The 13,090-nt window shown below is 35.8% G+C and carries 11 protein-coding genes and 1 pseudogene; 4 read left to right on the top strand and 8 right to left on the bottom strand.

Annotated elements, in window-relative coordinates; translation table 11 throughout:
* Window positions 1-602: 602 nt before the first annotated feature.
* A pseudogene (locus tag AZF08_RS08490) lies at window positions 603-2,648 on the top strand (efflux RND transporter permease subunit); the annotation flags it as partial.
* On the opposite strand, the gene AZF08_RS08485 reads toward AZF08_RS08490, so the two are convergent.
* The 4 genes from AZF08_RS08485 to AZF08_RS08470 all read right to left on the bottom strand — a co-directional run bounded on the left by AZF08_RS08485 (window position 2,639) and on the right by AZF08_RS08470 (window position 6,128).
* Complete coding sequence (locus AZF08_RS08485; RefSeq protein ID WP_033675195.1) at window positions 2,639-3,163, bottom strand: AAA family ATPase; 525 nt, start codon at window positions 3,161-3,163, stop codon at window positions 2,639-2,641. The pseudogene AZF08_RS08490 and the gene AZF08_RS08485 overlap by 10 nt on opposite strands.
* A 180-nt stretch (window positions 3,164-3,343) precedes the next feature.
* Window positions 3,344-4,261: a phosphate ABC transporter permease PstA gene (gene pstA, locus AZF08_RS08480; RefSeq protein ID WP_033675196.1), complete on the bottom strand. Its 918-nt coding sequence runs from the start codon at window positions 4,259-4,261 to the stop codon at window positions 3,344-3,346.
* 2 nt (window positions 4,262-4,263) lie between these two features.
* The gene (gene pstC, locus AZF08_RS08475) at window positions 4,264-5,154 is read right to left on the bottom strand and encodes a phosphate ABC transporter permease subunit PstC (RefSeq protein ID WP_033675197.1); all 891 of its coding nucleotides are present in this window, start codon (window positions 5,152-5,154) and stop codon (window positions 4,264-4,266) included.
* A gap of 71 nt (window positions 5,155-5,225) precedes the next feature.
* Window positions 5,226-6,128, bottom strand: a complete 903-nt coding sequence (locus AZF08_RS08470; RefSeq protein ID WP_033675198.1) for a phosphate ABC transporter substrate-binding protein PstS family protein — start codon at window positions 6,126-6,128, stop codon at window positions 5,226-5,228.
* Between the two features lie 514 nt (window positions 6,129-6,642).
* Between AZF08_RS08470 and AZF08_RS08465 the strand changes: the two genes are divergently transcribed.
* From AZF08_RS08465 to AZF08_RS08455, 3 genes are read left to right on the top strand one after another with little or no spacing between them, the layout of a single operon-like run.
* Entirely contained in the window at window positions 6,643-6,900 is a 258-nt protein-coding gene (locus AZF08_RS08465) for a FeoA family protein (RefSeq protein ID WP_033675102.1), read from the top strand.
* Entirely contained in the window at window positions 6,897-7,619 is a 723-nt protein-coding gene (locus AZF08_RS08460) for a FeoB small GTPase domain-containing protein (protein WP_033675103.1), read from the top strand. Before AZF08_RS08465 ends, AZF08_RS08460 begins: the two co-directional genes overlap by 4 nt.
* On the top strand, window positions 7,597-8,997 hold the full coding sequence (locus AZF08_RS08455; protein WP_033675104.1) for a nucleoside recognition domain-containing protein: 1,401 nt from the start codon (window positions 7,597-7,599) through the stop codon (window positions 8,995-8,997). The genes AZF08_RS08460 and AZF08_RS08455 overlap by 23 nt, the downstream gene beginning before the upstream one ends.
* Before the next feature lie 131 nt (window positions 8,998-9,128).
* Here AZF08_RS08455 and AZF08_RS30445 read toward each other — a convergent pair whose 3' ends face one another.
* Genes AZF08_RS30445 through AZF08_RS08440 form a run of 4 tightly spaced genes read right to left on the bottom strand, consistent with a single transcriptional unit; the run spans window position 9,129 to window position 13,073 of the window.
* Entirely contained in the window at window positions 9,129-9,275 is a 147-nt protein-coding gene (locus tag AZF08_RS30445) for a hypothetical protein (protein ID WP_156029120.1), read from the bottom strand.
* Window positions 9,276-9,321: 46 nt separating this feature from the next.
* Window positions 9,322-10,503 (bottom strand): Ger(x)C family spore germination protein, encoded by a 1,182-nt coding sequence (locus tag AZF08_RS08450; RefSeq protein WP_033675105.1) that lies wholly within the window; start codon window positions 10,501-10,503, stop codon window positions 9,322-9,324.
* Entirely contained in the window at window positions 10,487-11,602 is a 1,116-nt protein-coding gene (locus tag AZF08_RS08445) for a GerAB/ArcD/ProY family transporter (protein WP_033675106.1), read from the bottom strand. The genes AZF08_RS08450 and AZF08_RS08445 overlap by 17 nt, the downstream gene beginning before the upstream one ends.
* Before the next feature lies 1 nt (window position 11,603).
* Complete coding sequence (locus tag AZF08_RS08440; protein ID WP_033675107.1) at window positions 11,604-13,073, bottom strand: spore germination protein; 1,470 nt, start codon at window positions 13,071-13,073, stop codon at window positions 11,604-11,606.
* Window positions 13,074-13,090 lie beyond the last annotated feature (17 nt).

The following is a 13,090-nucleotide window of genomic DNA, read 5'->3' as shown; positions in this document are numbered from 1 at the left end:
GCCAGGATCAAACTCTCCAATAAAGTTAGTTTGTCTAGCATCATAAAAATAAAAATTGACGTTGCACATTGTTTGTTTCGTTCAGTTTTCAAAGAACTTGTCCGCCGCTCTCGAGCGACTTTTTTATGTTAACATCCTCTTAATTCAATGTCAACAAATTGTTTTATTTCTTTTCGCTCTCTGCTTTTCCGCATCAGCGACGTTTATTAATATATCACCCTGTCTTTTAAAGCGCAAGTGTTTTTTTAAAAAAATATAAAATTACTTTATCATCTAATCAATGATACTTCCATCCCCTATTATTGAACTACCTCTACATGAGCTTGAGGTGGGGGATTCTACTGTTTCTGTCCTAGCAAAAACACTTCCTCATCAAACACCTATTACCCTCTCATTTACAAAATATCACTTCTCCAAATTAGACATCCTTCACTCCCATTCTCTTTTTAATTAGGGAAATTGTTTTTTCTAAAAACAAAAAGCATCTCTCAGTCTTAAGGTTGATTTTAGAATTTTTTTACATTTCCCCAATGAAAAACATCCATATTTTGTTATATAGTTAAAAATGTAAAACAATAACGACTCACTGGAGGAATCAATTTATGGATAGGTTAACAAAGTTCTCATTAAAAAACCGAGCCGCCATTATCATCATGGTCTTTCTTATTTCTGTACTCGGTGTGTATTCTGGATCAAAATTACCAATGGAGTTTCTACCTAGCGTCGACGTTCCCACAGTAACTGTTACTACACTATCTCAAGGACTAGATGCCGAAACGATGACAAAAGAGGTCACTGAGCCTCTTGAAAAACAATTTCGAAATCTAGAACATGTTGATACGATTACATCTTCTACTCACGAAGGTTTATCGCGTATCGATATCGCATACACATCTAAAGCTAACATGAAAGATGCAGCACGCGAAGTCGAAAAGATTACTGGCAACGTGAATTTTCCAAAAGAAATTACAAAACCCGTCGTCAGCCAACTTAATGCCTCTATGATTCCACTCGCACAGATTACCATTCAAAAACAGAATGGTTTTACAAAAGCCGATGAAAAACAGATTGAAAAAGAAATCCTCCCACAACTTGAAAGTATCGACGGCGTCGCTAACGTCATGTATTATGGCAAATCAACATCTGAGCTATCTATCATATTAGACCCAGATCAAATGAAAGATAAAAACGTAACATCTCAGCAAGTATTAACTGCTTTACAAAGCAAAGAAACTTCCACTCCAGCTGGACAGATCACTGTAAATAACGAAGACCACAACCTTCGTATCATCGAAAATGTACAAAGTGTAGACGAAGTAAAAAACATGGCACTTGCACCTCAAGTAAAGTAACAGGATATAGCTCAAGTAGAAGCAAAACAACATTACGACACTGTTTCACATGTAAATGGCGAAGAGGGCACTGGATTAGTTATTATGAAAGAACCTAGCAAAAACGCAGTTAAAATTGGGAAAGCAATCGATAAAAAAATTAAAAATATAAGCAAAGAATATAAAGATACTTACACAATTAAGTTACTATCCTCTACTCACGAACAAGTCGAAAATGCTGTTATAAGCATGGGAAAAGAAGTCATTTTAGGAGCGATCGCTGCGACATTTATCATTTTAGTCTTTTTACGTAGCATTCGAACAACTCTTATTGCTGTTGTTAGTATTCCGTTATCAATTTTACTCACACTTTTTTTGCTCGACCAATCGAATATTACGTTAAACATTTTAACTCTTGGGGGATTAGCAGTTGCTGTTGGGCGTCTCGTTGACGATAGCATTGTTGTCATTGAAAATATTTTCCGGCGTCTACAAAAGGATCCCTTTTCAAAAGACATCATTCTAGATGCCACAAAAGAGGTGGCCGTTGCGATTACTTCTTCTACATTAACAACAGTCGCTGTGTTTTTACCCATTGGTCTCGTATTAGGTACAATTGGTAAACTTATGTTACCTATGGTATTAGCAGTTGTATACTCTATACTTTCTTCATTAGTTGTCGCACTAACAGTTGTTCCACTTATGGCATTTTTATTACTCAAAAAAACAAGACAGCGCAAACCACAATCTTCAAGAAGATATACAGCTACTTTAAACTGGGCACTTTCGCATAAGTTTATTATTTTATTCTCTTCTTTCTTATTATTTGCTGGATCAATTGCAGCATATATAATACTACCAAAAGCAAATATAAAATCAGAAGACGATACGATGCTTTCAATTAATATGACATTCCCAACAAATTACGATCTTGAGTCTAGAAAACAAAAAGCCTTTGATTTCGAAAAAAAATTACTTTCTAACAGTGATGTAACAGATGTGATTTTACGAATGGGATCAAGTGCTGAGGATGCACAGTGGGGACAAACAACTAAAAATAACCTTGCATCTATATTTGTAGTCTTCAAAAAAGGATCTAATATCGATCAATATGTCGAAAAATTCAAAAAAGAGAATAAAGATTTCGGACCAGCTGAATTCGATTATATAAAAACAAGCTATTCTAATTTCGGTGGTGGAAATAGCTTACAATTTAACGTGACAGCAACCAACGAAACAAATTTAAAAAGAGCTGCTGAAATGGTCGAAACAAAACTAAAAAGTATAGATGATGTAATGAACTTTCGTTATTCATTAATATAAACCATCACTTTGTCTATATAATTTTCTAAAGGTTCTCCAGAATCTACAATAAAATATGTAAAATTTGATGGTTTTTTACTAGCATCTACCCACTTTTTAAACGCTTCTTCAGATTCCACTTTCTCAATTTGACTGATCATTCGCTCTCGTGTCTTTAACCTATTATTAATTTCTTCTATATTATTAAGATAACATTCGACATATTTGTATTTCACATGATGTTTCTTAGACAACCTCATTCTCTTTTCAAGCATTTCCTTGTAGAGACACAGGCTATCCAATATCACACTATGCCCCTCAGATAATTGAAAGTCTATTAAGGCCCATTCGATGTCATATGAAACTCCACCAGCGGCCGTTGTTTCAATCTGACGAGTTTCCAACGACTCTAGTAAGGCCGTTTTCACAATATCATGATCAATCACAATTGCACCTGTATTTTTTGCTATATATCTAGAAAGAGTTGATTTTCCCGAGCCCGAAAAACCTGACATTTGAAGAAAAAACATAAAAAACACCTTCCCTATTTCTATTCCAGCTTTTGCGTACATAATTTACATATACAATATTTTATCAATAACTCCTGCTATAACCGAAATTACTGAATCCACTTTACATATTAAGATCACACAAAAAGCCCCCTGTTTTTATAAACAGAGAGCTTTCATTCAAAAATATAAACCAAGCGTTTAAGCCGCTTTTGCTTTCGCTGTTTTACGCGTTTTTTTCGTTCCCGTAAAACGTTTATGAAGTACCGATGCTGTAAAACGAGCAATAATATTAAACAGTAATACCATAATGATTAATACCGCTGCAGATTTTGTTGCAATTAATTTCGCATCAGGGATAATCCCTTCAGAATTTAATTTCCAAATATGAACCGCTAATGTTTCGGCTGGTCTAAATGGATTCAACGGATGTGCCGGACTTGAAAAATCAGCAGCAGAATTTAAAATCGGTGATGTTAATCCCGCTGTATAAATTAACGCCGCTGCCTCACCAAATATACGACCTGCCGCTAAAATAATTCCCGTGATAATTTGTGGCAATGATGTTGGAATAATAATCCGTACAATCGTTTGCCATTTTGTTGCGCCCAGTCCAAGACTCGCTTCTTTTACGTTGGCAGGAACTTCTATAATTGCATTTTCACAAACACGTGTTAGACCTGGTAAATTCAAAATCGTTAAAGCAAGTGCACCACCCATTACCGTATAGCCCCATCCTGTCATTGTAACAAATACTAACAAACCAAATAACCCAACAACGATAGAAGGCAATGATGCCATCGTTTCAATACACAAACGAACGAAACCTAGAAACCGCCCTTGTTTCGCATACTCCGCTAGATAGATTCCAGCCCCTAATCCAAGTGGAATTGAAATAATAAGTGTGATAACAAGCATATAGAAAGAATTAAATAATTGCGGACCAATTCCTCCCCCAGCTCTTGTATTACTTGGTTCCCCAAATAAGAAACTCGGATCCCAAAATCCCCAGCCCTTTTGCAAGATTTCATACATTAAGAAAACAAGCAATGCCACTACAAGCGCTGCAACTCCATATAAAATACCTGTCCAAATTTTATTTACCGTTCTTGCATTCATCGTCATCGTTCACCTCTTTGTCCAATCGCTCGAATTACTAAAATAAATAGGAATGAAATAACAAGTAATATCATTGCCAATGTCCATAAAGCATTGTTCCAAGCTGTTCCATTTAATGTATTTGTCATATCCATCGTTAAAATACCTGTCAATGTCGCCGTTGGACTATATATTCCTTCAGGCAATTTAACCGTATTCCCAATTACCATTTGAACAGCTAACGCTTCCCCAAAAGCACGCGCTAATCCTAAAACAATTCCCGTTAAAATACCTTTTTTAGCAGCAGGAACAATGACACGGCTAATCGCTTGCCATTTCGTCGAACCTAAACCATATGAGGCTTCCAAATAATCGAACGGAACAGAACGTATTGCGTCAGAAGCAATACTAGCAATAGTAGGTAAAATCATAATACTTAATACAACAATACCTGCAATTAAACTAAAACCAACTCCACCGAATGAATCACGTAACAGAGGAACTAAAATAGTAACCCCTAACAATCCATATACTACCGAAGGAATTCCAACCAACAATTCCAAAACAGGCTTTAATACTTTATTTCCAAACTTTGGTGAAATTAAATTCATAAATATCGCAAGAGCTAGCGCGATTGGCGCACTAATAACAACTGCACCTAACGACACAAGCGTCGAACCTACAATAAAGATTAGGGCACCAAACGACCCTTTATCAGCATTCGGATTCCATTTCGTTGATGTCAGTACTTCAGAAAATGAAATGCCACTTTGCGTAAAAGATTGAATTCCTTTCCCACAAATAAATGCAATGATTGCCAATGTAACAAGAACAATAAATATACCGCAAAACGTAACAAGCGATCTTCCTATATATTCACTTTTTACGTAGTTAATTTGTTTTTTCCCCTTCATCACAGGACATAACCCCACTTTATAGATTGAAATGAACAAGACTGGCCTCGCAGCCAGCCCTGTTGAATGTTTTATTTATTCAGTTTAGACATTGGGATATATCCCATGTCTTCAACTTGTTTTTCAAAGTCTTTGCCTTTTACATAATCGATATAAGCTTTTGTAGCTTCTTTCGCTTCCCCTTTAGTTACCATGTATTCGTAAGACCAGAATGGATATTTACCAGAAGAAATATTTTCAACTTTTGGCTCTGCACCATCAATTTTCACAGTTTGTAACGAGCCTTTTTTGTCTCCTACCATATAAGACATTGCAAGATAACTGATTGAACCTGGAGTAGAGTTAATCGCTTGTTCTACCGCACCGTTAGAATCTTGCGTTGTACCTGTTCCATCATTAATCTTCGCATCTTTCATAATTGTTTTTTCAAATGTAGCACGTGTACCAGAAGATGCCGGACGGTTTACTACATTAATTTTCTCATCTTTGCCGCCTACTTCTTTCCAGTTTGTAACTTTTCCAGTGAAGATATCTTGTACTTGTTTAACAGTTAAGTTATCAACTTTCACATCTTTATTTATAACAAGTGCAAATGCAATACCTGCAACTTTGTTATCTACTAATTCTTTCGCTTTTTCTGGATCTTTTATTTTATCTGCAGCTGGAACATCAGAGTTACCAATTTGAACCGCACCAGAAGCTACTTGGTTAATCCCTGTTCCACTACCGCCACCTTGAACTTGAATAGAAACTTTAGAATTCTTTTCCATAAATTTCTTACCAGCTTCTTCAGCAAGAGGTTGAAGAGCTGTAGAACCAGCAGCTGCAATGGTACCCGATAATTCTTGCTTTGTATCATTACTACCTTTAGCAGTTTCTTTACTATTCGTGCTTTCTGATTTACCGCACCCAACTAAAGCACCAGCAACTACTAATGCCGCTAACGAAAACTTCAAACCTTTTTTCATGACCATGTCTTGTACCCCCATTTGGATTATCACTTTTTCAAATTCATCTACTTCTTTCGAATACAAATTCATTGTAGGACAGTAATATTGTGTTAGTGTTAAGCAATTTTTAATTTTAAGTAAATAGGGGTAATATACCTCAAAACCCATGCATTCCAACTCTTTTTATTAGAAAAACCAAAAGAATCCACACAAAATAGATCATATTGTAAATTTACTTTTAATAATGTAAATTTATCGTAAATAAAATTCTACGTTTCACACCTTATATTACAGATATATTTACAAACCCCTTTCATTTTTAAAGTTTTATAATCCTACTTCCACATTTATCCCACATAATTTCAGTAATATTTTTCGGTACAACTAAATAAATTGGAACAATTCTAAAAATAATTGAATATTTTTAAAGTACCAATTGACAACATCGTCCAATGTAGTCTACTATATTAATAGCAAAAAGTTTCCCTAGGTAAACTTTTTAAACTAAAACTAAAAATATAGAGAAGAGGTAACTTTTATGGTATCGGCTAATACCAAACCCCTTTCCGCATTCCGAACAGGCGAGTTTGTACAAATCGAGAAGATACAATTAGAAGGAACTATGAAACGTCGTTTATTAGATTTAGGCTTTATCCCTGGGGCTACCATTAAAGTATTGCAAAGAAGTCCGCTTGGAGATCCAACTGCATATCAAGTGAGCAATACTACTATAGCACTGCGTAGTGAAGAAAGTTCCCTTATTTTCGGGATATTAATAGGAGATGATTTAGAATGAAAAACCATCGCATTGCACTAGCAGGAAACCCTAACACTGGGAAAAGTACATTATTTAATACATTAACAGGATTAAAACAACATACAGGGAACTGGACCGGCAAAACTGTATTAAAAGCAGAAGGCGAATATGAACATAATGGAAGTACGTATACCATAATTGATTTACCTGGAACATACTCCCTATACTCAAACTCTACAGATGAAGAAGTAGCACGAGATTATATTATTTTCGAAAAACCTGAGGTAACTGTAGTAGTTATAGATGCAACTGCAATGGAAAGAAATTTAAACTTGGCACTGCAAGTTATGGAAATGACAAAAGACGTTGTCGTGTGCATTAACTTAATAGATGAAGCAGAAAAAAAAGGTATTGTCATTGATGAGAAGAAATTAGCAAAGTCACTCGGCGTGCCTGTAGTTAAAATTTCAGCTCGAAATCGGGTTGGAATCAGTCATTTATTAAATGTTATTGCTAAAGTAGCTAATAAAAAATTAATTCCTACACCAGTTCAAGTTACTTATAATGAACAAATTGAAAATATGATTCAAGAATTAGAACCACAAATTTATAAAGTATTCGGCGATACATACCCTGCACGCTGGGTTGCACTACGAATACTAGATGGGGATAAAAATTTTCTAGCCACACTTCAAAAACATCATAAAGAACCACTTGTAAGGGAGGTCGTAATAAATGGAATCTCACTCAGCCAGTAAGGCTCTGCCGTTAGATTATATCGTTCAGCACGCTCAAACACTTACAAAAGAGGATATACGAGATGATATCGTGGGTGATATTTATCGAACTTCCGCAAGTATATGTAAAGAAGCAGTTCAATACACGAATACCGATAAATTATATCGTTCAGAGAAACTAGATAAAATTTTCACTTCTCCCATTTTTGGATTTCCAATTATGCTCGGAATTTTATCTGTTATTTTTTATCTTACAATCGCCGGAGCTAACGTTCCATCTGATATGATTGCTGAATTTTTCGGATGGGCGGAAGGTTATTTAACCTCTTGGTTCCAAGCGATGCACGCACCAGAATGGGTACATGGCATCTTAATTCTTGGCTTATTCCGCGGTACTGGAGCTGTTATTAGTGTTATGTTACCGCCTATGGCGATTTTCTTCCCAATGTTTGCATTATTAGAAAACTACGGATACTTACCACGTGTTGCATTTAACATGGATCGTTTATTCAAACGCAGTGGTGCACACGGAAAACAATCCTTAACAATGGCAATGGGATTCGGCTGTAACGCTGCAGCTATTATGTCAACACGTATTATCGAATCACCACGCGAGCGTATGCTAGCAATTTTAACAAACAACTTTGTTCCATGTAACGGACGCTGGCCTACATTAATCTTAATGGCATCATTATTTATGGCCGCTGGATATACAGGTAGTATGCAAACCCTTGTCACAGCAGGTGTTGTAGTTGGAATGGTTGTAATTGGAGTTATTGTAACGTTAAGCGTATCTTGGATATTATCAAAAACTGCTCTAAAGGGCGTTCCAACCCACTATACGTTAGAATTGCCACCATACCGTAAGCCTAAAATTTTGAACACAATTGTACGTTCAACACTTGATAAGTCATTATATGTTTTAAAACGCGCAGTGATTGTAGCTGCACCTGCCGCTATATTAACTTGGGTGTTAGCAAATATTTTTGTTGGCGACACAAGCCTACTGATGTATTTTGTGAATTTCTTGGATCCATTCGCTAAACTACTAGGTCTTGACGGTTTTATTCTAGCCGCATTTATTCTCGGACTACCCGCCAATGAAATTGTTATACCAATTTTATTAATGTCTTATTTATCAACTGGTTCCTTGACTGAAATAGATGATTTAAATCAAATTAAAAATCTTTTCTTGGAGAATGGTTGGACTTGGTTAACTGCGTTAAACACAATGTTATTCTCACTTCTTCATTTCCCATGTGGAACAACATTGGTTAACATATATAAAGAAACAAAAAGCACAAAATGGACATTTCTATCGTTTGCAATCCCTACCGTTATCGCCATTGTTGTTACATTCCTCACCGCGCAATTGGTACATTGGTTAGGGCTTGTATAAAGTGAAACTTCCATCAGCAGGAGCTCTTATTCTCTCCTACTGATGGTTGCCTTTCACCAACTAAACTCTTACGGAATATTATTCACTCGATTCCGCTAAAATTTATAATGATATATAAAAGGAAACCTGAGCTACAGGTTTCCTTTTTCATCTTCATTTGGATTTTCCCACGGTTGTGCACCATATTTTTTAATTTTCTTATTCAAAAAATAAGCAGCGTATGGGATAGTACCCATCAAAATGGTATTTATAACCGTAAGAGTAGATGGCATTTTCATATTATCCCTCCTCTTAACATTAAAAAAGATGAACTTACCCTCTACATCACTGACCACCTTTGGGCACCAAAGACCCTGAATGTTCTACTATCGGATGAACCCGAACAACGATGTCACTCTTAGAAAAATAGTTCTCTCCCCTATCCCAATTTTTTTCTACCTTCTTCCACTCTTTATAATTATGCCGCTTATAATACTCTCCTAACTCCAAAACATCTGTTTTAAAACCTTTTTGCACCTTTTTTATCGTTCTCATTGCTATACTTTTCATCTCTTTAGAGATGTATGTATTCATTTGCTTTTCACTCCATACCTTCCCTTCCCCACCTAAATATACCTCTGCTAGTACACCTTCAGGATAAATATCAACTGTAAACTTCGGATGACGTGGTTCTGCGAAAGAAGCATGTATTTTTCGTCTTAATTTGTGGATTTCATACGTGATTGTTTCTTTCTCTTTTCGAATGGTTACAAAACCACTCGCTTTCTTTCCAATTATATAATTTAATCCTTGCGTATCTTTTCCGGTTAAAAGACCAATCAGTTTATTATCCCTCCCTTTAAATACAGCGGCACCTTCCATTTTCACAACTTGTTTTGTTAATTGTAAAACTGGAAGCACAAAACTTTTTTTAGCATTCATCATTTCTTGTACATCACCAATACGAACTGCTTCTAACATATACGCATTAACTTCTGCATGATCTGCTAACAAATCAATATATTTCGCTGGTAAATTTTCTGGTTTCGATCTTTGCTGTAAAATCTTTTCAGCTCGACCTTTAGAGACAAAAATCCTAATATTCCTCCTCATTTCATGATCACGAAAAAAAACATCTAACGTTTGTTCTAAAAGGTTTTGTTGCTTTAATAAGTCTTTTGAAAAAACAACAACTTGAATATGTGGAAAAAACAAAGAACGACTAATTTTTTTTGATATCTCGCGAATTTGTGCAAAAACACTATCAGCAGTTGCATTAATATTGATATAACTATCTCCACCTTCACTTTTTCCTCCCTGTTGTGCTAACGAACTCGGCAAAACAAGTTGGTATGTTCCTTTCATACGAGGTGGTTTCTTTGAATCACTTTCTCCTTCATCCTCTTTCGCAACATCAAAAGCTGCTCCTACAACAAAGCCCCTCTCTTCAATTTCTTTTCGTTCTGAGCAACCACTTATACATAAAAACAGAATAATACAACAAATACATTTATGAAGACGATTCATTATTCTTGCCCCCTCTTATTTTATAAATAATGAAGACAAGCACAGGGACACTGATAATGCATGCCATATCAACCCAAGCTAAGTAGACACCATATTGAGTTAACTTCGTAACATTTTCAGGAAGCATATTAAATAGATAAATAATTGGTGCACTTACAAAAATAAATGTTTTCTTTTTAATAGAAGGAAACATCGAACAAAAGCCCATCACAGCGATATCATAATACATAGCAGTCGTATTAAAAATTGTAATAATCCAAGTCGTAAAGAAAATGGCATCAAAACGTTCTAGAAACCCTCCAGCAATTTCAATCTCCTTTCCTAACTCAATAACAGGATATGTTAAACTTTTCGTTGTAGAATACGAAAAGACAGTAATACAAGTGAGGTAAATGAGGATATATAATAAATTGGTAATCATCACTCCCTTTGCAGCAGCTAAAGGGGCTTTGTCTTTTTGCTTCACAATTGAAGAATAAAATAAAACTACCTCAAATCCAATAAATGTAAATATCGATTCCTTCATCCCGAGAGCATATTGGCTCCATTTCGTTTTGAAAAGCGGGAGCAAATTATCAGTATCCATTAAATTTATATTTAATAACGATAAAGCAAAAATAGCACTCGCTACAATTGGCAAAAATAACAGGTTAAGACGGAGTAATGCTGCTCTAGAACCGCTTATACCATAAATAACAACAAGTAAGTAAAAAAATGATAACAATTCAATAGGTGTTTTACTAAATAAATATGTTTGTGAAATAATTGAAATTGCTCGCGCTTGATACGCAGTAATCCCAGAAAATGTTAACACCAAAACAATTGTGACACTAAAGGCTACCGGCTTCGATAAGTATACGCTTGTATATTGAAAAAACGTTTGTTTTGGGAATAAATTTGCTATTTTAGTAATAGCCCAAGCAAAAAACGCACAAATTAACCCACCCAGAAATAGTATTATCCAGCCGTCTGTAAAAAGCGTCTTTTCTGCAATTACACGAGGCATCGAAAGTGCTCCTGTACCTATAATGACCGAAATCACTGCAAATGTTAGCTCGCGAGATCCAATTTCTTCATCTCCGTATTCAAACGGTTTCAATTTATTTTCTCTCCTTTGAACGTAATGTTTCATCTTTTGTTTGCAAATATTCAGGTCTCTTCTTTAACATTGACTTCGGCAACAATGCCACTTCATCTTTCCAATCTTTATAAAAAGCCGGAGCTAATGGAGTAAAATACGGGACTCCAACACTTTTTAAATTGACAAGATGGATCGCTAATGCAATTAGCGCCAGAATAATCCCATATAGTCCAAACATAGTAGCTGCTAAAATAAACCCAAATAACAAAAAACGAAATGTAATTGTTATGCTATACACAGGTAAGGAAAAGGTAGCGATAGCTGTAACAGCAATAACAATAACCATAAAAGGATTGACAATCCCAGCACTTACCGCAGCTTCCCCAATAACAAGCCCCCCTACAATCCCAACGGTTTGTCCGATTTGTTTAGGTAACCGAAGTCCCGCCTCTCGAATTAACTCCATCGTTAACGTCATAATAATCGTTTCAATATAAGCAGGAAAAGGAACGCCTTCCCTCGCTCCAGCAATCGAATACGCGAGATTAGATGGGATGAGGCCTTGATGATAAGAAACAAGTGCAACATATACTGCGGGGAGTAAGATTGCCATAAGTCCAGCTACCATACGAAGCCCTCTTAGCAAGGTGCCAATAATCCACCTTTCATAATGATCTTCTGGCGATTGAAAAATATCAACAATAACCATAGGTGCAATAACCGCAAACGGCGATCCATCTACTAAAATAACTGCTTTTCCTTTCGCTAAAGAGGCTACCGCTCTATCTGGCCTTTCTGTATTTAAAAATTGTGGAAAAGGAGACAGATTATTATCCTCAAGTAGCTGCTCAATCTTTCCAGAGTCTAATATCATATCTGTTTTAATTGACTGTAATCGCCGCTTTAATTCTGCTACAATATACGGATTAATAATATCTTCAATATAAATTAATGTAACTTCTTTTTGAGAACGCTTCCCCATAATATAAGATTGAAATCGGAGTTTCGGATCACGTAAATCACGCCTGATTAACATTTTATTCGTTGCAATATCCTCAGTGAATCCTACTTTAGGACCTCGAATAATATTTTCCGTTATCGGCGGCTCCAAACTTCTTCTTTCCCACGCTCGACTATTGATCACTAATGCATGAGGTATTCCATCGATTAAGATAATGGTATCCCCTACTAAAACGGAATTAATAACATCTGACAACATCTTTACTGTATTTACTTCACCTATAGAAATAAACCTGTCTAATAAAGTCTGGATGATTGGGGCTTTATTCGGAATCTCTTCTTGTTGTAAAGTCCGGATAACAAATCGATAAACTAAATCTTTGTCTGTAAGCCCACATAGAAAAATAACCGCACATCGAGTAGATGAACAAGAAAGTGCAAACTCTCGTACTGTTAAATCATTAGGAGACTGTAGTGTCTCTCGAATAGATTTTGTAATTGCAGATAAGTTTGCCTCTAAATTCGTCATCTTCCTCACCTAACTTT

The organism is Bacillus gaemokensis (genome assembly GCF_001590835.1).
Classification (GTDB): domain Bacteria; phylum Bacillota; class Bacilli; order Bacillales; family Bacillaceae_G; genus Bacillus_A; species Bacillus_A gaemokensis.
This window is presented reverse-complemented; position numbering and strand designations above follow the sequence as displayed.